At 68.2% G+C, this 19875-nt stretch carries 15 protein-coding genes; 8 read left to right on the forward strand and 7 right to left on the reverse strand.

All coding sequences use genetic code 11. The features are described 5' to 3' along the window. The first annotated feature begins 82 nt into the window (after window positions 1-82). From IEY31_RS02750 to IEY31_RS02760, 3 genes are all read left to right on the forward strand, one after another. Window positions 83-1336, forward strand: coding sequence for an FAD-dependent oxidoreductase (locus tag IEY31_RS02750; protein ID WP_188968695.1), 1254 nt, complete (start codon window positions 83-85; stop codon window positions 1334-1336). Window positions 1337-1459: 123 nt separating this feature from the next. Continuing rightward, the gene (gene tatA / locus IEY31_RS02755) at window positions 1460-1792 is read left to right on the forward strand and encodes a Sec-independent protein translocase subunit TatA/TatB (protein ID WP_188968697.1); all 333 of its coding nucleotides are present in this window, start codon (window positions 1460-1462) and stop codon (window positions 1790-1792) included. Window positions 1793-1954: 162 nt separating this feature from the next. Beyond that, window positions 1955-3454 carry a YifB family Mg chelatase-like AAA ATPase gene (locus IEY31_RS02760; protein WP_188968699.1) on the forward strand — a complete coding sequence of 500 codons (1500 nt, stop codon included), beginning with the start codon at window positions 1955-1957 and terminating at the stop codon, window positions 3452-3454. Window positions 3455-3665: 211 nt separating this feature from the next. On the opposite strand, the gene IEY31_RS02765 is transcribed toward IEY31_RS02760, so the two are convergent. Further along, window positions 3666-3959, reverse strand: a complete 294-nt coding sequence (locus tag IEY31_RS02765; RefSeq protein ID WP_188968701.1) for a hypothetical protein — start codon at window positions 3957-3959, stop codon at window positions 3666-3668. 112 nt (window positions 3960-4071) lie between these two features. Continuing rightward, on the reverse strand, window positions 4072-4362 hold the full coding sequence (locus IEY31_RS02770) for a hypothetical protein (protein ID WP_188968864.1): 291 nt from the start codon (window positions 4360-4362) through the stop codon (window positions 4072-4074). Between the two features lie 216 nt (window positions 4363-4578). Between IEY31_RS02770 and IEY31_RS02775 the strand changes: the two genes are divergently transcribed. The 3 genes from IEY31_RS02775 to mutL all read left to right on the forward strand — a co-directional run bounded on the left by IEY31_RS02775 (window position 4579) and on the right by mutL (window position 8728). Continuing rightward, entirely contained in the window at window positions 4579-5856 is a 1278-nt protein-coding gene (locus IEY31_RS02775) for a hypothetical protein (protein ID WP_188968703.1), read from the forward strand. Next, complete coding sequence (locus IEY31_RS02780; protein WP_188968705.1) at window positions 5846-6949, forward strand: [LysW]-lysine hydrolase; 1104 nt, start codon at window positions 5846-5848, stop codon at window positions 6947-6949. Before IEY31_RS02775 ends, IEY31_RS02780 begins: the two co-directional genes overlap by 11 nt. Before the next feature lie 78 nt (window positions 6950-7027). After that, entirely contained in the window at window positions 7028-8728 is a 1701-nt protein-coding gene (gene mutL / locus IEY31_RS02785; protein ID WP_188968707.1) for a DNA mismatch repair endonuclease MutL, read from the forward strand. Window positions 8729-8799: 71 nt separating this feature from the next. Here the strand turns inward: mutL and IEY31_RS02790 are convergent, their stop codons facing one another. The 5 genes from IEY31_RS02790 to IEY31_RS02810 form a co-directional block, all read right to left on the reverse strand. Continuing rightward, a complete protein-coding gene (locus IEY31_RS02790) occupies window positions 8800-9993 on the reverse strand; it encodes a M20 family metallopeptidase (RefSeq protein WP_188968710.1) in 1194 nt (397 codons plus the stop codon). A gap of 111 nt (window positions 9994-10104) precedes the next feature. Then, window positions 10105-11682 carry an ABC transporter substrate-binding protein gene (locus IEY31_RS02795; protein WP_188968712.1) on the reverse strand — a complete coding sequence of 526 codons (1578 nt, stop codon included), beginning with the start codon at window positions 11680-11682 and terminating at the stop codon, window positions 10105-10107. Between the two features lie 150 nt (window positions 11683-11832). After that, window positions 11833-12915 (reverse strand): alpha/beta hydrolase family protein, encoded by a 1083-nt coding sequence (locus IEY31_RS02800; protein WP_188968714.1) that lies wholly within the window; start codon window positions 12913-12915, stop codon window positions 11833-11835. Between the two features lie 4 nt (window positions 12916-12919). After that, window positions 12920-13906, reverse strand: coding sequence for an alpha/beta hydrolase family protein (locus IEY31_RS02805; RefSeq protein WP_188968716.1), 987 nt, complete (start codon window positions 13904-13906; stop codon window positions 12920-12922). Window positions 13907-14008: 102 nt separating this feature from the next. Continuing rightward, a complete protein-coding gene (locus IEY31_RS02810) occupies window positions 14009-14554 on the reverse strand; it encodes a hypothetical protein (protein ID WP_188968718.1) in 546 nt (181 codons plus the stop codon). 321 nt (window positions 14555-14875) lie between these two features. Between IEY31_RS02810 and IEY31_RS02815 the strand changes: the two genes are divergently transcribed. Together IEY31_RS02815 and IEY31_RS02820 are read left to right on the forward strand one after the other, a co-directional pair. Next, window positions 14876-17467 carry an Ig-like domain-containing protein gene (locus IEY31_RS02815; RefSeq protein ID WP_188968720.1) on the forward strand — a complete coding sequence of 864 codons (2592 nt, stop codon included), beginning with the start codon at window positions 14876-14878 and terminating at the stop codon, window positions 17465-17467. A 158-nt stretch (window positions 17468-17625) separates the two neighbouring features. Continuing rightward, window positions 17626-19704, forward strand: a complete 2079-nt coding sequence (locus tag IEY31_RS02820) for a S8 family serine peptidase (protein WP_229723269.1) — start codon at window positions 17626-17628, stop codon at window positions 19702-19704. Window positions 19705-19875 lie beyond the last annotated feature (171 nt).

Here is a 19875-nt window from a genome sequence, read left to right on the forward strand (position 1 = left end):
TGTGCGCGCCTCTCACAGCGGCGTGAGAAGCCCGGGTCACAGCCCAGCCTGAAGGCAGGCCGCACGCGGCATCATGGCGGGCATGGACTCTGCCGCCACCCCCGCAACTCCCGCCGCGCCGTCCTCCGGTCCCGGCACGGTCTGGGCGCACGTGGGCCAGCCCTTCACCCCGCGGGATTACGACGTGGTGGTGCTGGGCGCGGGCCGCATGGGGGCCGCCGTGGCCCTGTACCTGCGGCAGCTTGCCCCCCACCTGAGCCTGCTGCTGCTGGAGGAAGGTGGGCTACCCAACGAGGACGGCGCCACGCTGCTGGCCCCCGGCGTCTGGACGGCGTGGGGGCTGCCGGAAGACCGCATGGCCCAGGCGCGGTGGACCCGCAGCCAGCTGGAAACGGCCTTCGGGGACATCCGCTTCCAGACCCGCCCGCTGATCGAGCTGTTCATGGAAGGCGGGACGGGCCGGACTCCCGCTGCCGACGCCCTGGCCCCGTACCCGGATGCGCAGGCGCTGGTCGACACCGTCGCCCTGCCCTTCGCGCGGGTGGACGCCGGGGCCGCCACCTACCGTCCCGGCGCCCTGGCCCTGGCCGCCGCGCAGCAGGCCGTGCGGGCGGGGGCGGACCTGATGCTCAACGCCCGCGCCCGCGCCGCCCTACCTGCAGACGGCTCACTACATCGCGCGGAACCTGACGGCACGGGCGCCCGCGTGGTGATCGAGCGCCTGAGCGTGACCAATACGCACCAGATCATTGTCCACGACACGCACCGCCTGCGGGCCGGGGTGGTTGTGCTGGCGCTGGGGGCGGACGGCCCCCACGCGGCCGAACACGATCTGGGCCAGCACACCACCCACGCCCGTGCGTACCGCCAGGCGCCGCGCCTGAATGTCTCCAGCGGCGACGACACGCCGGTGCTGCGCGCCGCCGGCCTGACCCTGCGTCCGCAGAACGGCGGGTTCACCCTGGTGCCGGCCGTCCACCACCGCGATCCACACGGGTACGTGCCCACCGGGGGCCGCCTGACCGGCGTGCCCACGGGCCTGCGCCGCGAGACCCTGGAGGAACTGGTGGCCCTGATGGACGCCCTGCCCCCACTGGGCACCGAAGCGCTGGGCCTGGGACGCAGCATCAGCGATGTGCCCGGCGCGTGGCTGGCCCTGCCGGGGGGCCGGGCGGACGGCCTGCCCCTGCACCAGACGCTGGCAACCGGCATTCACCTGCTGCTGGGCGGCCCGCACGCCGACACCCTGGGGCTGGCGGTGGCCCACGATCTGGCGGCGGCGCTGGCCGGGCTCCGGGGCCGTCCGTGGGACAGCCCGCCCCCCGCACCGCGCTGAGGCGGGGCCACCATTCCCACTTCATTGTTTCCAGACTGTGCCTCCGGAGCTAACCTCCCGTGAACGCTCGGGGCTACACTGCGGGCCAGGACGCCGCGCCACGTGCCCCACAAGGAGACCTCCATGCCCAACATCGGCCCCGCAGAACTGATCGTGATCCTGATCGTCGCCCTGGTGGTGTTCGGTCCCCGCAAGCTGCCTGAACTGGGCAAGAGCCTGGGCGCCGGCCTGCGCGAGTTCCGCAAGAGCACCCAGGGCCTCAAGGACGAGCTGGACGTCGGCCTGAACGACCGAAGTGCCCAGGCCGCCCCGACGCAGACCATCCACGCCACGGTGCCTGCGCAGCCCGTGAGCGCCGCCGCTGTGACCCCGCAGACCCAGCCCGCCGAAGGGGGCACCGAGCCCGTGACCGGAACAGTTCACCTGGACAAGGAGAAGGAACCGGTCCAGGGCTGAGACCCGCACCCGTGCCTGCCGCCCGCCCAGGGCGGCTTTTTCGTGTGCAGCCGGGCATGGGCCGTTCGCAATAAGGGCGCTGCGGGTGTAAGTGACGTGTGAGGACGCGGCAGTTAGGCTGGCCGCCGTGTCTCCTTCCCCTTCTCAGACCGGGCGGCCCTGATGCTGGCCCGCGCCCGCAGCGTGGCCCTGATCGGTGTGGACGCTGTTCCCGTGGAAGTCGAGGTGGACGTTTCACCGGGCCTCCCCGCGTTCACCGTGGTTGGCCTGCCGGATCAGGCGGTCAGCGAGGCCCGCGAGCGGGTGCGGGCGGCGGTGCGCAACGCCGGGCTGCCGTTTCCGGCGGCGCGCATCACGGTCAATCTGGCCCCGGCCGACCTGCGCAAGGAGGGACCGCTGTACGACCTGCCCATCGCGCTGGGGCTGCTGGCCGCGCAGGACCTGCTGCCCGCACGGGCGCTGGACGGCCTGCTCTCGGCCGGCGAACTGGCGCTGGACGGCAGCCTGCGGCCCATCGCCGGGGCCGTCAATCTGGCCCTGCTGGCGTCGTCGCTGGGCCTGCCCGCCCTGTTGCCTGCCGGCAACGCGCCCGAAGCCGCCCTGATTGACGGCCTGACCGTCTACGGCGCGCGGACCCTGCTGGAGGCGGTGGCACACCTGAGTGGCCGCGCCGCACTGCCCCCCACCCCGGCCCCCGAGGCGGCGGACGACTGGGGTCTGCACCCCGATCTGGCGGACCTCAAGGGACAGGCGGCGGCGCGGCGGGCCCTGGAAATCGCGCTGGCCGGGGGGCACAACCTGCTGCTCATCGGCTCGCCGGGCAGCGGCAAGACCATGCTGGCCCGCCGCGCGCCGGGGCTGCTGCCGCCGCTAACCCGCAGCGAGGCGCTGGAGGTCACGCGCATCCACTCAGCGGCCGGCACGCTGAACCTGCGCGGCGGCCTGAATCTGGCGGCCCCCTACAGAAGTCCCCACCACACCGTCTCGGACGCGGGATTGATTGGCGGGGGCAGCGTTCCCCGCCCCGGCGAGGTGAGCCTGGCCCACCGGGGCATCCTGTTTCTCGACGAGTTTCCCGAGTTCAGCCGCAAGGCCCTGGAAACCCTGCGCCAGCCGCTGGAAGACGGCACGGTGACCATCAGCCGGGCGCGGGCCACGGTGGAGTATCCGGCGCGTTTTCAGCTGATCGGGGCCATGAACCCCTGCCCCTGCGGGCACCTGGGCGACCCGGAGAAAGGCTGCAGTTGCACCGCCTCCGAGCGGGCGCGCTACGCCGCCCGAATCAGCGGGCCACTGCTGGACCGGCTGGACCTCGTGTGCCGGGTGCCCCGGCTGACGGTGGACGAGCTCACCCGCGCGCCGGAGCCGGAAGCCTCGGCCCCGGTGCGTGCGCGTGTCACGGCGGCGCGGGACCGGATGCTGGACCGGCAGGGTAGCCGCAACGCCGATCTGGCCGGACAGGCCCTCCGGAAGTACGCGCCGCTGGCTCCCGGCCCCGAAACCTTCATCCGGGCGGCGGCGCGGCAGTTGGGCCTGACCGGTCGCGGTTTTGACCGCGTGTTGCGGGTGGCCCGCACGGTGGCCGACCTGGCCGGTGAACCCGACGTGCGCGAAATGCATCTGGCCGAGGCAGTGACATACCGCCCGCGCGAACTGGGCTGAGAGGGCGCCCCCAGCCCGGAAGACCTAGCTCTCGCTGGTGCCCCGGTCCCGGTCCCGCAGGGGCCTACCCACCTGTTATACGGATTCTGTCTGTTTCATCAACAAACCGGGAGGGCGCCGGTTTGCCAGCTCCACTCCCGGAACCCGTTCTACTCGTTCTCGCTTCGCTCGGATTTTCATCGTTTTGCAAACGATTCAATCGGAGCCCGTATTATTCGTCGCTCTGGCCCACGTCGCCGCGCACAGCAGTGTCTGCACGGGTCTGATCGGGGCGGTCCACTGACCCACCTCCATCTTCTGTCAGTGCGTCGGGATTGACCACGGCTGGAAACCCGGCAGAGCCGCCCGTCCCTCCACTCACGACGACGGGAACAAAGTCCGCCGCAGCGTCCAGATCCCGTCTGTTCTCGCCGGGCAGCGGGGAGTTGACCCGGTTGCCCTGCTCGTTCTCGACTTCCTCGACGCTCTTGCCCAGGGGTTTGTCGCCGTACCGGTTGTCCGTCATATTCGCAGTGTGGGTGACCGCAGGGCTATCCGGGTGAGGGCCGCCTGCACCCTTCTTTATCCCCACCCTTTCTCCTGGTCCGCCTATCGCGGGCCGGATGCCGCACCGGCGCTCAGCCCTCGCTATTCTCGCTGGTCTGCCCGGCGCCGGGGCCAGCCTGTGCCCGGTCGCGGCGCTCGTCGGCCGCCACGCTGTCGGTCAGCAGGGCGTCGGGCGCGATCACGCCGGGCGTGGTGCTGGTGTTGCTGTTCGTGACGGCGGGAACCACGGCCACCTCCTGCTGATCGTGCCGGACCTGCTCGCCGGGCACCGGGGAATTGACGCGGTTGCTCTCCCCGGCCTCGACCTCCTCGACGCTCTTGCCCAGGGGTTTGCTGCCGTAGCGGTCAGAGGAATCGGTCATGCGCCCAGTGTGTTGGCCGCGCCGCCGGGGCGGGTGAGCCAGCGGTGACCCCGCCTTCACGCTGCCCGCTGCGGGCCAGCACGCGCGGCAGCCAGACACAGCGGCCCACCACGACCACGACAAATCGGTATGCTGGGCGGCAAGTACACAGCCGAGAACCCGCAAGACAACGCGGTCCAGCCTGGAACCACTGCCCCACCCCCCCGAGGAGAGAACATGACCCAGAGTGCCCAAAGTGAACGCGCCCGGACGGCCCTGAAGGCCAGCGGGATAGACGGAGCGCCCCTGATGTCGCTGGAGCGGGAGGACGCGCTGTTCGTGCTGACCGACGACATGCTGGTCTACCAGGACGGCGGCGGCACGCGGCGCGTGACCCTGCGCGACCTGACCCGCATCCACAGCGATCAGGCCGGGCTGCTGCGGGTGGAAACGCCTGCCGGAACGGCCCTGACTGCCAGCCTGCTGGGCTTCGACGTGGCCCAGGTCCAGAGCTTTTTCAAGGGCGTCAGGAGCGCCACCGCCCGCGCCAAGGATCTGCCCGACTCGCCCACGCCGACCCTGGGCGGGGCCAAAACCTTTGGGACTGCGCCTGCTGCCGGCTCCGCGGCGGCGGCCAGCCCTGCCCAGGCCAGCCCGCCGCCCACCGCCGGCAGCGGGGCCACCAGTGGTCAGCCTGCCCGTGACCAGCCCGCCGGGGCCGACGCCGGGGCCAGAACACCTGTGCCCGAGGTGGACGGGATGCCGGAAGCGTCCAGCACTTCGGCGGCGGGGGCCGCGCCCAGCCCCCGTACCGTGGTGATTGGCGAGGCCGCGCCGCAACCCAACGGAACCCCGGCCCCCGAGACCAGGAGTCCCGAGCCCCGCAAGGGTGGAGGCAACGCCGAGAACCCGGTGGTGATCTCGTCGTCGAGCTTCTCGCCGCATGTCAGCAAGCCGGGGCTGGGGGCGGGTGGCGTGGCCTCCGGCGGCGCAGCGGCCCGGCCCGAGCCCGCGCGCCCTGACCTGCGCAAGCCCCAGCCGTCGGCCGCTGCGCCTGCCATGACCCGGGCACATGCGGCAGCCACCCCCGCCGAGGTGCCCACGCCACCCGCCATGCGCGCCCCGGCCGCCCTGGGGGGCAACAGCGCTCCGGCCCCGGTGGACCCGTCTGATGCCCCGCCGTCCCCGGCCGAGGCCACGCCCGACACGCCGCCCGTCACCGCGCTGTCCAGGGTGGCGGCGGCCACGGCACTGGCGCGGCAGTCCGGCACGGTGGAGGCGCTGGCCGGACGCCTGCGGATGCTGGGGGCGGTGCTGTTCGTGGGGGCGCTGGCGCTGGCCTTCTTCCAGTTCACCGGCGATCAGGCGCTGGCCGGCCTCTGGACCCTGCTGGCCGGCGGGGTGGGCGCCATCGCGCTGCTGGCGCTGGGCGAGCTCTCGGCGCTGCTCGCGCTGCTGGCCCGCGCTCCCGGCCCGGCAGGCAGCTCCGTGACCGACAGCGGCCATGACGGCTGAGACCCACACCGGCGCCCAGCGCGAGGCGCGGGAACTGTTGATCGGGGCCGTCTCGGTTCCTTCCCTGTCGGGGCAGGAGGGTGAGGTGGCCGCGTACCTCTGCAGCTGGATGGAGGCGCGCGGCTTCGCGGTCAGGGTGGACGAGGCGGGCAACGCGGTGGGGGCGCGGGGCAACGGCCCGTACACCGTGGCGCTGCTGGGCCACATGGACACCGTACCGGGCGACATTCCGGTGCAGGTAGACGCGGACGGCGTGCTGCACGGGCGCGGCAGCGTGGACGCCAAGGGTTCGCTGTGCACCTTCGTGGCGGCGGTGGCGGCCCTGCCCCCCGAGGCGCTGAATCACGTCCGCTTCGTGGTGATCGGCGCCACCGAGGAGGAGGCCCCCAGCAGCCGGGGGGCACGGCACATCGTGGGGGCGCTGCAACCCGACGCCGTGCTGATCGGCGAGCCCAGCGGGTGGCAGGGCCTCACGCTGGGCTACAAGGGCCGCCTGGTGGCCCAGGTCCACGCCGAGAAGGACAACTTCCACACGGCGGGCGAGGGCAGCAGCGCCGCCGACGACCTGACCGAGGCATGGTTCCGTGTGCGCGGGTGGGCCGCCGACAGCGCGGGCGACGGCGGCATCTTCGACGCGGTGCAGGCCACCCTCCAGAGCATCGGCTCGGCGGGAGACGGTCTGACCCAGCGGGCCGAGGCAACATTCGGCCTGCGCCTGCCGCCGCGCCTGTCGCCACAGGACGCGGAGCGGCAGGTGCTGGAGTTGCTGGTCGATCTGCCCAGCGTCTCGGTCCGCTTCGTTGGCCATGAAACGGCGGTGCGCCACCCCAGGGACAATGCCCTGACGCGGGCCATGCGCGTCGCCATTCGCGCCCACGGCGGCACCCCGGTGTTCAAGGTCAAGACCGGCACCAGCGACATGAATGTGGTGGCCGCCCACTGGCCGGTGCCCACGCTGGCCTACGGTCCCGGCGACAGCGGGCTGGACCACACCCCCGACGAACGCCTGAATCTGGCCGAATACGACCGCGCCGTGGCGGTACTGACGGACGCCCTGACGCGGCTGGCCGCCTCAGTGTCGCAGCGGGATTAAGGGGCGGGCAGGCGAAGCGCCCCAAGCGCGAAACCCGCCGCAATGGCCCGCCGGCACCTGCGCTACGCTGGCCCCCGCATGATCCACGTTCTGCCCCCCGAAATTGCCCGTCTGATCGCGGCGGGCGAGGTCGTGTCGCGCCCGCTGGACGTGGTGCGCGAACTGGTGGACAACGCGCTGGACGCCGGGGCCACGCGCGTCGAGATCGAGGTGGAGGGCGGCGGCCTCTCCCTGGTGCGGGTGCGCGACAACGGCAGCGGCATCGGCGCAGGCAGCGTGGAACTGGCGGCGGTGCGCCACGCCACCAGCAAACTGGAACCGGTGGCCGGGGCGGTGGAGCGCGTGACCACGCTGGGCTTCCGGGGCGAGGCGCTGTGGGCGGCGGCGCAGGCCGGGGACCTGCACCTGATCACCCGCCCGGCAGACCAGGTGGGCGCCTCGGAAGTGTGGGCGCAGGGCGAGAGCGTGCGGGTGGGCCGCGCCGCCGCCCCGGCAGGCACGACGGTCACGGTGCGCGGGCTGTTTGCCCGCCTGCCCGCCCGGCTGCGGACGCAGGCCACCCCCGCCGCCGAGGTCCGCGAGATCACGGCGCTGATGGGCCGCTACGTGCTGCATCATCCGGGCCTGCACTGGCGGCTGGGCGTGGACGGCGAGGCCCGGCTGGTCCACGCGCCCACCGATCACCGGGGCGCGGTGGCCAGCGTGTACGGCCCGCTGAACGCCAACCGCGTGCTGCCGGTGGAGCGGCCCGCGCACGCCGCAGCCGGGAGCAGCGTCGGCGTGCGCGGCGTGATCTCGCGCCCGGAGCTGACGCGGGCGCGGCGGGACCGCATGCATTTCAGCGTCAACGGGCGGCCTGTCCTCGCGCCGCCGGAGCTGGAAAGGGCCGTGATTGAGGGCTACGCCGAACTGCTGCCTGCCGGGGCCGCGCCGCTGTGCGTGCTGGACCTGAAGGTGGCGCCGGGTGACCACAATCCCAACGTCCACCCAGCCAAGCAGGTGGTGGCCCTGGCCGATCTGGGCGGCGTGGCGGCCCGCGTGCGGGAGGCGGTGGCGGCGGCGCTGGCGCAGCACCCGCTGGCCCGCGCGGCCCCGGCCCTGATCGCCCCGCCCACGCCCGCCGAGACGCCGCGCAACGGCAGCTTTCCCGCACTGACGCTGGTGGGCCTCTATCAGAACCTGTACCTGCTGGCCCAGGGCGAGGGAGACCTGTGGGTGGTGGACGCCCACGCCGCCCACGAACGCGCGCTGTACGAGCGCCTGACCCGCGAACTGTCGGCGGCGCCGCCCGTGGAGCTGGCCGAGCCGGAGCTGCTGCATCTGACCCCACAGCAGCGGGCGGCCCTGCACGAACGCGCCGCCGAACTGCGCGGCTGGGGCCTGGAGATCGAGGACTTCGGCGCGGGGCTGGCGCGGCTGCGGACCCTGCCCGCCGCGCTGGCCGCCCTGAAGGTTCCCCGCCTGCACGAGCAGATCGTAGAGGGGGCGCTGGGCACCGGCCCCGACCCGCGCCGCGACGTGCTGGCCGCGCTGGCCTGCGCCCCTGCCCTCAAGGCCGGCATGCTGGACCATGGGCGAGGCACGCTGGTTCTGGAAGCCCTGGCCGCCTGTGAACACCCCTGGGCCTGCCCCCACGGCCGCCCCACCACCCTGCGCCTGTCCGAGCGTGATCTGGCGCACGCGTTCGGGCGGCGGGGAGTGCGCGACGTGGCGCGGGGGCGGGACGCCACCCCGGACGTGGCCCCGAAAGACACTTCAAGCGACGCCGGGCGCCACTGAACACGGCAGGCTAGACGAGACGTGACGAGGGGGCGCGTGACCGTCACGGCGCCCCCTCCGCTGCCCTGGCCCTACAGCGGCTGGGTCAGGCGCCGCGCCGCGCCGACGTACATCCGGGTGCCGTGGTCCAGGGCGCGTTCATCAATGTCGAATTTGGGATGGTGGTGCGGCGCGTGGTCCGGGCCGCCCGCACCAATCAGCACGAAGGCGCCGGGCGCCACCGTCATGTACGCGCTGAAATCCTCGCTGCCCATCATGGGCTTGCCCTCGGTGACGGTCACCGTGTCGCCGAACGTTTCCTGGGCCACCTCGCGCAGCAGGGCCACGGTGGCGGCGTCGTTGACGGTGGCGCGGTAGCCGTTCTGGTAGCTGAAGGTGTAGGTGGCTCCGAAGGCTTCGGTGATGCCCTGCACGATCTTTTCCATGCGCTGCGGCATCAGCTCGCGCAGTTCAGGGTCAAAGGTCCGCACCGTGCCGTTCAGGGTGGCGGTGTCGGGAATGATGTTGTGGGCGGTGCCGGAATGAATCTGCGTGACGCTCAGGACCGCCGGGACAATCGGATCGAGCTGGCGCGAGATCACGCTCTGGAAGGCCAGCACGATCTGCGCGGCGATCACCACCGGGTCCACCGTCTGGTGCGGGCTCGCGCCGTGGCCCCCCTTGCCCTGGATGGTGATGTCAAAGCCGTCCGGCGAGGCCATCAGCGGTCCCTCGCGCAGCATGATCACGCCGGCTGGAATGGGGCTCATGACGTGTTCGCCCATCACCACGTCCACGCCCGCGAGCGCCCCGCTGTCCACGATCTGCTGCGCGCCGCCGGGAAAATGCTCCTCGGCGTGCTGGAAGATGAAACGCACCTCGCCGCACAGCTTCTCCGGCTGACCCGAGAGCACTTTCGCCGCCCCCAGCAGCATCGCGGTGTGCGCGTCGTGGCCGCAGGCGTGCATCACCCCCCCGCGCTTGCTGGCAAACGGCAGCCCGGTTTCCTCCTGAATGGGCAGCGCGTCCATGTCGGCCCGCAGCAGCACCGTGCGCCCCGGCCCGGCCCCGCCCTTCAGGGTGGCCAGCACGCTGGTGGGCGTGGGACGCGTGACCGTGAGGTTGGGAAGTTTCTGCAGCTGACCCTCCACAAAGTCGGCGGTCTCGTTTTCCTGAAACGACAGTTCCGGGTTCTCGTGCAGGTAGCGGCGCCACTGGATCACCTGCTGCTGCAGGGCGAAATCCTCGATGCTGGCTGGTGTGGTTTGACGGATGCTCTGGGTCATGGGAAACCTCTCACGGGGTCTGGCAGGGCTGGGTTGCAGGGAAATGGGCAGGGTGAAGGGTGACCCGCAAACTTGTCCGGATCACCCCACTGGAGTCAGGCTGTCAGCGGCTTACTTCTTGCCGTCAATCGTGATGTCCTCGAAGGGCAGCAGGCTGGACGGCCCCGGCTGCCAGCCCTTGACGTAGGTGCGGATGGCCGCCAGCGGGCGGGAATGCACGATGGGCAGGCGCACATTGGCGTCGTAGGTGATCTGATGGATCTGGGCGTAGGCCTTGGCCTGGTTGGCCCGGCTGCTGCTGGCGGCGGCCACACGCAACTGATCAAAGATGGTCTGGTTGCTGAAGTTGCTGTCGCTCGTGGCTTCCTCGCCGTAGTAGGTGTTATAGAAGTTGTACGGGCTGGCATACGGGCCGGTCCAGCCGATCATGTACATGTCAAAGCCCGGGGACTTCAGGCGGTCTGCCAGGTACTTGGCCCAGTCCTCGGTCTTGAGGGTCACCTTGATGCCGATGGCGGCCAGATCGGCGGCCATGGCCTCGGCAATCGGTTTGGGCGTGGGGAAGTAGGGACGGCTGACCGGCATGTACCACAGGTCGATGGAAAAGCCGTTGGGGTAGCCCGCGTCGGCGAGCAGTTTCTTGGCGGCGGCCGGGTCGAATTTGTAATCGGCCGGCACCTTCGGGCTGTTGGCCCATTTCAGTGCGGGGGGCAGGAAGCTGGCGTCCGTCACGGCCAGGTCGCCCCAGAAGGCGTCCACAATGGCCTTCTTGTTGATGGCCATGCTGATGGCCTCACGGACCTTGTCGTTCTTCAGGTACTTGTTGCCGAGGTTCAAGCTGAGCATGCCCACGTTGAAGGACGGCACCAGCACCGCTTCCAGGTTCTTGTCGGCCTTGACCGCGCCCAGCTGTTCGGGATTCAGGTCGGTGGTGAAGTCGATGGTCCCGGCCTTCAGCTCGTTGAGGCGGGCGCTCGGGTCCTTCAGGAAGCGCAGCACCAGCGCGTCGTACTTGGCCTTGGTGCCCCAGTACGCCTTGTTGGGGACCAGGTTGATGCGGTCCCCAGTTTTCCATTCGGTCATGATGAACGGCCCGGTGCCCACCGGCAGCGCGGCCGGCGTGCCGTACTTGGCGCCCGCCTTCTTGATGGCGGTCGGCGAGGCGATGCCGAAGAAGCTGGTGGCGAGCGTTTCGGGCAGCTGGGCGTAGCCGCGGGTCATGGTGAAGATCACCTTGTTTGCGCCGTCGGCCCGCACGCTTTTCAGAAGGGAGCTGCTGTCGCCCTTGAAGCCGCCGAAGATGAACTGCCACGACGTGAAGGTCTTGCTCTGCTCCTTGGCGCCGCCGGGGGCCTCGGGATCCCACCAGCGGTTGACGTTGTACACCACGGCGTCGGCGTTGAACGGCGTGCCATCGGTGAACTTGACACCGGGGCGCAGGTAAAAGGTCCATTCGGTGGCATTGGCATTGGTGGTCCACTTCAGGGCCAGTCCCGGCGCAATGTCGCTGGTGCCGTTCTTGAAGCGCACCAGCCCGTCGTAGACCATCATCTGCGGGGTGGCGGAGTTGCCGTCGGTGATGGTGCCGGAATCCAGCGAGACGGGTTCGCCGCCCGCGCCGTAGACCAGGGTGGCCGCGCCCGCTGGGGTGCCCAGCAGGGCCAGGGAAAGAAAGAGGGTACGCCGCATAGGAGCCTCCTGAAACACAAGTGGAAAGGCGAGGGCCGGTCGAGACACTGGATTGAAAAGGCTGAGGAACAGTTCCGAGGCTAGGGACTGGAGCGGGCAATGTCAAATGCGTTGCCCAGACCGCGTGGCCGGACCTGGCACGGCCCGGCGCTACAGATGTTCCTTGAAAAACGCCACGCTGCGGGTCAGGGCCGTGCGCAGGTTGCGGCTCAGGTTGTGGTTGTCGCCGGGATACTTGTAGGCCGTGAAGCGCTGTCTCGAGGCGCGCAGGTCATCGGCAAAGGCTTCCTGAAAGCTGTACGGCACGTCCTTATCGGCAGTGCCGTGCTGCAGCTCGAGGGGCCGCCCGTCCAGCTGCTGCAGGGAGGCGTTGGGGCTCAGGGCGCGCAGGTAGCGGCGGTTAAGGCGGTCCAGCGTCGGCTTTTCTTCCCCCTGGGGCGAATTCCAGTCGGTGGCCAGCACGTCGTAGCTGGCCACCACGCCCGCCCACAGCGAGGCAGCCTTCAGGTCCGGGTCCACCAGCATGGCCCGCAAGGACAGCTGGCCCCCCATGCTGTGCCCCCAGAGCCCCAGGCGTGCGGCGTTCACCCGCGGGTCTTTTTTCAGACTGGCCGCCGCATTCAGCACATCCACGGTGTAGCCGGGATCGTTGTACCCGCCCCGGGCCTCGCCCTCCGAGTCGCCGTGGCCCCGGTAGTCGCTTTTTAGCGTGACGAATCCGGCCCGGGCAAAGGCGTCCTGATACGCCACGTAACGCTCGGTGGTGCGGTATTGCTGGGGCGGAATATAGCCGTGGTTGAACACGATGGCGGGCCAGCCCCCCTGCGGCGGCGGGCCGTTCGGAACGGTCAGCAGCGCGAAGATCCTGAGGCCCTCGGACTGGTAGCTGACGATCTGACGGCGGTAGTTGTCCCCTGCGTTCAGATTCCGCACCACCGACAGGGGGCTCCCCGGATACTGGCGGGCCCGCAGCGCCGAAAGACTGATGGGCTGCCGGGCCACCAGCGCCTCGATGGCGGCGTCTGTGATTTCGCCCGGTGGGCCGGGCCGGGCGGCCGCGTCGGGCGGCGCGTCGGCGGGGGAGGTGCCCTGCGGCGACAGGGCCGGGGTGGACGACGTCTGTGGCTGTGGCTGCCACGGCACCCTGAACGGCAGGTTCTCCGGCTGGGTCAGGGCGATGTACCCCGCGCCCAGCACCAGCAGCAACACCACGAAATTGACGAGGCGGCGCACCGGGTTACAGGTGCTCCTTGAAGAACGCTACGCTGCGGGTCAGGGCCGTCTGCAGGTTGCGGCTGAGGTTGTGGTTGTCTGCGGGGTAAACGTAACTCTGCACCGGCTTGCCCAGGGCCTTCAGGTCGCTGCTCAGGGTGGTGTGGAAGACCACCGGCACATCCTCGTCCGCCGTGCCGATGTGCAGTTGAAGCGGGCCGCCCAGATCCCTGAGGTAGTTGTTGGCGCTCAGTGTGTTCCAGAATGTGGGATTGCTGGCGGGGGTGCCGTACTTCGCAACGGCCTTCCGGCGCAGATCCAGTACGCGCTGCGGAATGCTGGCCGGCACGGGGCTGTTCCACTGGGTCATCATAGCGTTGTAGTCCCCCACCACCCCGGCCCAGATCACCCCGGCCTTGATGCCAGGATCGATGACCATCGCCCGCAGGGTCAGAAAGCCGCCCATGCTGTGGCCCCACATGCCGATGCGCGCCGCGTTCACCCGTCCGTCCCGCTTCAGGCTGCCCAGCGCGTTCATCACGTCGTCGGTGTAGCCGGGCGCGTAGTAGCCGCCGAGCGCCTCTCCCTGGGAGCTGCCATGGCCGCGGTAATCGCTCTTGAGGGTCACGAAGCCTGCGTGGGCGAAGGCGTCCTGATACGCCACGTACCGTTCGGTGGTGCGGTACTGCTGCGGCGGAATATAGCCGTGGTTGAACACAATGGCGGGCCAGCCCCCCTGCGGCGGCGGGCCGTTCGGAACCGTCAGCAGCGCACGGATGGTCAGGCCGTCAGACTGATACGCCACCACCTGACGGCTGTAGTTGCTGCCGGCGCCCAGCGTGGTCAGCACCTTCAGGGCGCTGCCGGGATACTTCTTCTCGCGGGCGGCGGCCACGCTCATGTCGGCCACGTCCACCTTCGCCAGTGCGGCAGCGGACTGTGCCCCGGCCTGGGACCCCAGGGCAGGGACACCAAGCAGCGCGGTCAGGAAAAGAAGGGGGGTAGCTCTCATCCTCTCAGGCTAGAGGCAGATCCGCCTCCAGAAAGCGTCAGGAGCAACGGTGCGGCCTTGAGACGGGGTTGCGACTCGGTTCAGGCACGGGCCGAACCAGCTTCAGCGGCTGATGTCGTAGCCGGTGATTTTAGTCACGGAGCGCGGGTTGCCGTTGCCCAGCACCGCAGAACGGTCATACAGGTTCCAGCCGCGTGAGACGGTCATCTCGGGCAGCAACTCGGTCTCGTCGCCGGGCCAGTTTTCCGGGAGTTCCAGGGGGCCGAAGGTACCGTCCGCCGGGCTGAACACCAGCCACAGACGATTGCGCGCCACCGTCTCGCCCAGCGTCAACCGGGCGTCGTTGTTGGCGTCATTGAAGGCCACCACCTGATACACGCCCGCCACGCCGGGAATGTTCGGCAGATCGAAGCCGTACTGCCAGGTGTTCACGCCCGCGCTGACCACGTTCTGGGCAATGCCACTGTTGTTGGTCACGGCCACCGGAACCCCGGTGCCGACCAGAGCCAGACGCAACCGGGGAGAAGCGCCCCAGTCGCCGCCGATGGTGCCGCTCAGGGCGTAGTCGGCGGGGGCCTTGACCTCCTGTTGCCCACAGGCAGCCAGGATCAGCGGAAGCAGCAGAGAAGCAGTCGACAGGGGGCGCATGGCACCAGCGTACCCAGCCGAATGGTGAGAAGACGCAGCCTGTTTTGCACCTCCCAGCGTCCCCATCCACAGGGCACAGGGCCAGCCCGTACCTGAATCTATTTTTGAGTGAGCACCACATGACGAGGCCGTGAAATTTGCTTGCCCTGGTCGCCCATGCACGCTATCCTGGCATCCGTCCAACACACTGCTTGATCCAGTGCAAGCACCTCATTTTCAGGAATGTCGAGTCACATTCGCTGACCTGGCGCACGCGACGGCCTCAGGAGGCCCAGTCCCGTTGCCAGCGCTCAGACGGAAACGGGCCGACAAGGAGATCACATGAAACGATCCTCACCCCTCGCATTTCTGGCCCTCACTGGCTTGCTGCTCACGGCCTGCGGCGGCACCACCCCAGGCGACGTCACCGCACCCGTGATCAAGCTCGCGGCGGCCCCCAATCCTGTCACCGCGGCCGGCGACGTCACCCTGACTGCCACGGCCAGCGACAATGTGGCCGTAACCAAGGTGACCTTCTACCGCGGCACCACCGAGATCGGCAGTGACACCACCGCGCCCTACGAACTCAAAGACAGCGTGACTGCCGCCAACAACGGCAGCGTGATCTACCGCGCCGTCGCCACCGACGCTGCTGGGAACACGGCGGACACCGCAGAAGTGGTGACGGTCAATATCAGCACAGACACCGCAGCGCCCACGGTCAAGCTCACGGCGGCGCCCAGCACCGTCACCACCGCCGGTCCTGTCACGCTGACCGCAGACGCCACCGACGATGTGGACGTCGTCAAGGTGACCTTCTACCGCGGCGCCACCGAGATCGGCAGCGACACCACCGCGCCCTACACCTTCAGCGACAGCGTGACCGCCGCCAACAACGGCAGCGTGGTCTATCGCGCCGTTGCGGTGGACGCCGCTGGAAAGAGCGGCGAGTCCACGGCCACGGTGACTGTCAACATCGACGATGCCCCGGTAGACACCACCAAACCTACGGTCAAACTCGAAGCGGCTCCCAAAACGGTCACGTTTACTGGGACCGTCACCTTGACCTCCACCGCCAGCGACAACGTGGCCGTCACCAAAGTCGCCTTTTATAAGGGCAACACCCTGATCAGCGAGGACGCCACCGCCCCCTACACGGCAACGACCACCGTCGGCCCGGCAGACAGCGGCACACTAACCTTCCGCGCGGTGGCCAGCGATGCGGCAGGGAACACGGCGGAAGCCACCGATACGGTGAATGTCGTTACTGGGACGGGCATAATCCAGGGTATCGTCGTGGATCAGAATATCGGTGCGCCTGTGGCCGGCAGCAGCATCACGGTAACGTCGGCGGGCAAGACCTTAAGCACGCTAACCAGCGGGTCCGATGGCACCTTCAATCTGGATAAGCTGCCCGCCGGAACGTATGACCTTCAGGCGCGCAAGGCTGGGATGGCGGGCTTCGATCTGCATGGTCTGGTGGTAGAGGACGGGGCTGTCAAGGTGCGCGTGATTCAGCCGCCCGCCTTTGAAACCAGCGCCACCACTGACGGTGCCAAACTGCTGCTGACGCGCGCAGACGGCCAGACGCCATTGGCAGGCACGACATTCACCGACACCGTGGACTTCAAGATCACAGGAGCCAACGATTCCAATCATGTGGGACCGGTCCGTGTCATGTATGCCCAACTGGGACGTACACCCGGCTCCAGCAGCGTGACAGGCTCCTCGCAGGACGGCAAATGGTTCTTTGCGCCGCCGCAGGACGTCTTGGCGCCCCCCACCTCCGGGGCCGTGACTCTGCCCAATGCGGCGACCCCCAATTTCGTCAAGGGCTTCGGCAGTGCCGCCGGTGAAGCGGTCAATCTGGAAGTTCTGGTCATCGACTATAACTACAACTACTCGCTGTACATCGTGCCAATCACGCTGAAGAACACTTCGGCCGCAGCGGGCACAACGGTCACGGCCCCCACCAAGGCCGCTGCCGTGGCCTACACCTTAAAGCAAGAGGGTTCGTGGACCCGGCCCTACTCCCTGCCCGACGCAGATGGCTCCACACCAGCGGGTGACGCCGCACCCAATGGCTCCGGCATCTTTGTGGAAGTGCGCTGGTGCAACACCGGCGCTGCACCATTCGGCTTCGATATCGAGCGCTCGGCAGATGGAACGACCTTCAGTAAGATTGGTACCGTGGCAGGCGGAACAAGCGCCTCGTGCTCGGCCAATCAGCTCTCACGTCCCTTCTTCTACCGCGATAACAGCGCCGACCTGAGCGTGGGCAAGACCTTCACCTACCGCGTTGTGGCGCGCGGCGCGAACACTGCGGTCAGCAACACCACACAGACCACTCCGCTGGCTCAGTTCCTGCCCAAGTTGCTGGGGCCAGCCGATGAGAGCACTGGCGTGTCGCTGACCCCCATCTTCGTGATCGGTCACCCACAACTGGCCATCGGCGCGGACGGCGCAGGTTACAACCTGCAATTACGCGACCTGTTCAATCTCAGCGGTTATAACCTGCCAGGCAACCCGGCTGTGGCCAACACCCTGGGCCTCTTCCGGGTGGAAGAAGGCACTGGCGACGCAGGCAATGGCGTTCCTGTCGGACAGACGCTGGTCTTCACCTCGGGGCTGAGGAACAATGCCCTCCTGACCGATACGGCGGGCGTCATCAGTGCCAGCAAGCCCAATCTTGCCCCTGTGGACACCACCAACCACACCGTTAGCCTGCCCTCGGAGCTGTTTATCAATCCGCTTCAGCCGCTGCGTCCCCACAAGTGGCAGATGTATGCCGGTTACGCCTACAAGTACCTACCTGCCGAAGAAGGGCGCGTGAACGCCTACTCGGTTTACACCTGGCCCAGCAGCACCACCCAACCGATCCCGGCCACCCGGCCTCTGAACCAGAACTTCGACTTCATCACAGGTCAGAAGTAAGCGGGAAACCGTGTGGCGGACCCTTGTCCAATGCCGCACGGCTTTGCAGTTGAGTTCGTCACGTAATTCCAGCACCGTCATAGCCGTTCTACGGCCAGCGCGTTCAAGGAGATTTCATGCACAGACCATCACTTCACAACCTCAGTCGCAATCTCGGCATGGTAGCCCTTACGGCGCTGCTGGCCGCCTGCGGACAACAGACCGCTGGCACTGCCCCGATGGGCGCCTTGCCCAAAGCAGATCTAAGTGAAAACGCCACGGTGGCCCAGAGCGGCAAACTCAGGTACGTACAGAACGAACTGATGGTGGGCTACACCGATGACGCCAGCCTCAAGCGCGCTGTCTCCACCCTGAAGGCCACTGTGGTAGCGACGATTCCCGAAATCCGGGTGGCCCTGCTGCGCGTTGAGGGCGACAGCCTGAAGGTCAGCGCGCAGGCCTTCCGTCTGCCGGGCCTGCGTTACGCCCAGGCCAACGAGATCATCGCGGGTGACCAGCTGCCGGCCGGACAGGTCAAGGGCGATTTGAACGCCCAGGCTGCGTCTGCGGATCAGATTTTTGATGAGTTGCCGCAGTATGCCCTGGACCCCCGCCACCTGAACGCCAAGGCCGCCTGGGACGCCGGCCTGAACGGACAGGGCGTGGTGGTGGCCGTGCTGGATGATCCCGGCGACGTCTCGCACCCCGACTTGAAGGCCAACTGGGCTGGGAAGGCTTATAACCCGTTCCTAAACAAGGTGTATACCGACGCCGCCGAGTGGGTCAAGGACTCCGCAAGTGAGTTTGCCGATCACGGTACTTTCGTGGCCTCCAGCATCGTGGCAGCCGACGACGGCAAGGGCATCGTGGGGGTTGCGCCCAAGGCCACATGGCTTCCTGTGGTCATCAACCCGGCAGCCAAACAGACCAACGAGTTCTACTCCTCGTTCTACATCGCGCGGGCCGCCGTGTGGGCCAGCAACAATGGCGCGCGGGTGCTGAACAACTCCTGGGGCGGCGGCATCTCCTTTGGGGCCGTCAAGGACGCCTTCGACTACGCCATGAGCAACGGCACAGCCGTCGTGGCCTCCATGGGCAACAGCTACTACGACGAGTTCCAGTACCCCGCCGCGTTACCTGGCGTGATTGCCTCGGGGGCATTAGACGGCAGTAACCGCCGGGTCACCTTCTCCACCATGGGCCGTCACATCTCATCTTCGGCCCCCGGTCAGGACACCATGCTGGCGAGTCCCACCTGGCAGGGCGGTGGACACGCGCTGATTTCAGGAACTTCCTTCTCCAGCCCCTACACCGCTGGCGTTGCCGCCCTGGTGTACCAGAAGTGCCCGTCCGCCACGCCTTTCCAAGTGCGCCGCGTGCTGGAAACGACGGCCAACAGCAGCATCGGTTCCAACCCCAATGGTTTTGACCGCGACACCGGCTGGGGTGCGCTGAACGCCGGGAACATCGCCAAAACCCTGACGTCCTGCGACAAGCTGCCCGCCAAGGGCGCCAACGTCAAGATCAATGTGACGTATATCGATGACTCCGGACAACATCCTGGTGTCCTGGGCGACGTTATGTTGCGGGGCAAAGGTATGCGTGCCGGGGCCACCGACGACCCCACCCCACTGTACCTGTCCACCACCGATGCACAGGGCAACGCCACCTTCGCCGAGATCGCGCCTGGCGAGTATGACCTGTACGTGGCCGGTTCTGATCTGAGCGTCACGGGCGGACTCACCGAGGAGCGGGGAACTTACATCGGCAGCTTCACGGCCACGTCCGGCTCCACTCGGGCAAATCCGGACATCAAGCAAGTGGTGCTTACGGCAGCCTCCCCCGACTTCAATCCGGTGGACCCGTATGAGCCTAACGACAGCCCATCCGCTGCCAAGCCCATCACGTACGGCCAGACGACCCAGACTGCCTACATCTACAACAAGCCCAGCGACTACGACTACTTCAGTTTTGCGGGGACAGCCGGGGACGATATCAAGGCCGAGGTCCTGGCGATGGGCCAGCTGGGAGGATCGCTCGACTCGTATCTGTTCCTGTTCGGCCCGGACGGTAAGAAGCTAGCCGACAACGATGACCGTGGTAATCCCCGTATCGACTCGGATTCTGAGATCAGCTTGAAGCTTCCCGTGTCAGGAACCTATTACCTGGCTGTTACCAGCTACAACATCGCTGAGGGAACGGGCGACGATGGCAGTCCTTTTAACAAGTACAAGCTGAAGCTGGCCAAGACCAACTAAAGATAGTCAGAAGGGCGATCAAGTCATCGAATGACTTGATCGCCCTTCTGACTATCTTGCTACATGCTCGAAAGTACACAGGCGGTCAAGGGGCAATACTGGAATGAACCCCTCGGACAGGACCACGGGCCAAGTCACTTCGCCCCGGTCAGCGGCTACGCTGACCAGACC

Origin of the sequence: Deinococcus aerolatus (assembly GCF_014647055.1) — a bacterium.
GTDB lineage: Bacteria > Deinococcota > Deinococci > Deinococcales > Deinococcaceae > Deinococcus > Deinococcus aerolatus.

Bases quoted from the DNA above. Each gene is read 5' to 3' on its own strand.
- IEY31_RS02750 (WP_188968695.1), top strand. From the start codon at position 83: ATGGACTCTGCCGCCACCCCCGCAACTCCCGCCGCGCCGTCCTCCGGT.
- tatA (WP_188968697.1), top strand. From the start codon at position 1,460: ATGCCCAACATCGGCCCCGCAGAACTGATCGTGATCCTGATCGTCGCC.
- IEY31_RS02760 (WP_188968699.1), top strand. From the start codon at position 1,955: ATGCTGGCCCGCGCCCGCAGCGTGGCCCTGATCGGTGTGGACGCTGTT.
- IEY31_RS02765 (WP_188968701.1), bottom strand. From the start codon at position 3,959: ATGACGGACAACCGGTACGGCGACAAACCCCTGGGCAAGAGCGTCGAG.
- IEY31_RS02770 (WP_188968864.1), bottom strand. From the start codon at position 4,362: ATGACCGATTCCTCTGACCGCTACGGCAGCAAACCCCTGGGCAAGAGC.
- IEY31_RS02775 (WP_188968703.1), top strand. From the start codon at position 4,579: ATGACCCAGAGTGCCCAAAGTGAACGCGCCCGGACGGCCCTGAAGGCC.
- IEY31_RS02780 (WP_188968705.1), top strand. From the start codon at position 5,846: ATGACGGCTGAGACCCACACCGGCGCCCAGCGCGAGGCGCGGGAACTG.
- mutL (WP_188968707.1), top strand. From the start codon at position 7,028: ATGATCCACGTTCTGCCCCCCGAAATTGCCCGTCTGATCGCGGCGGGC.
- IEY31_RS02790 (WP_188968710.1), bottom strand. From the start codon at position 9,993: ATGACCCAGAGCATCCGTCAAACCACACCAGCCAGCATCGAGGATTTC.
- IEY31_RS02795 (WP_188968712.1), bottom strand. From the start codon at position 11,682: ATGCGGCGTACCCTCTTTCTTTCCCTGGCCCTGCTGGGCACCCCAGCG.
- IEY31_RS02805 (WP_188968716.1), bottom strand. From the start codon at position 13,906: ATGAGAGCTACCCCCCTTCTTTTCCTGACCGCGCTGCTTGGTGTCCCT.
- IEY31_RS02810 (WP_188968718.1), bottom strand. From the start codon at position 14,554: ATGCGCCCCCTGTCGACTGCTTCTCTGCTGCTTCCGCTGATCCTGGCT.
- IEY31_RS02815 (WP_188968720.1), top strand. From the start codon at position 14,876: ATGAAACGATCCTCACCCCTCGCATTTCTGGCCCTCACTGGCTTGCTG.
- IEY31_RS02820 (WP_229723269.1), top strand. From the start codon at position 17,626: ATGGTAGCCCTTACGGCGCTGCTGGCCGCCTGCGGACAACAGACCGCT.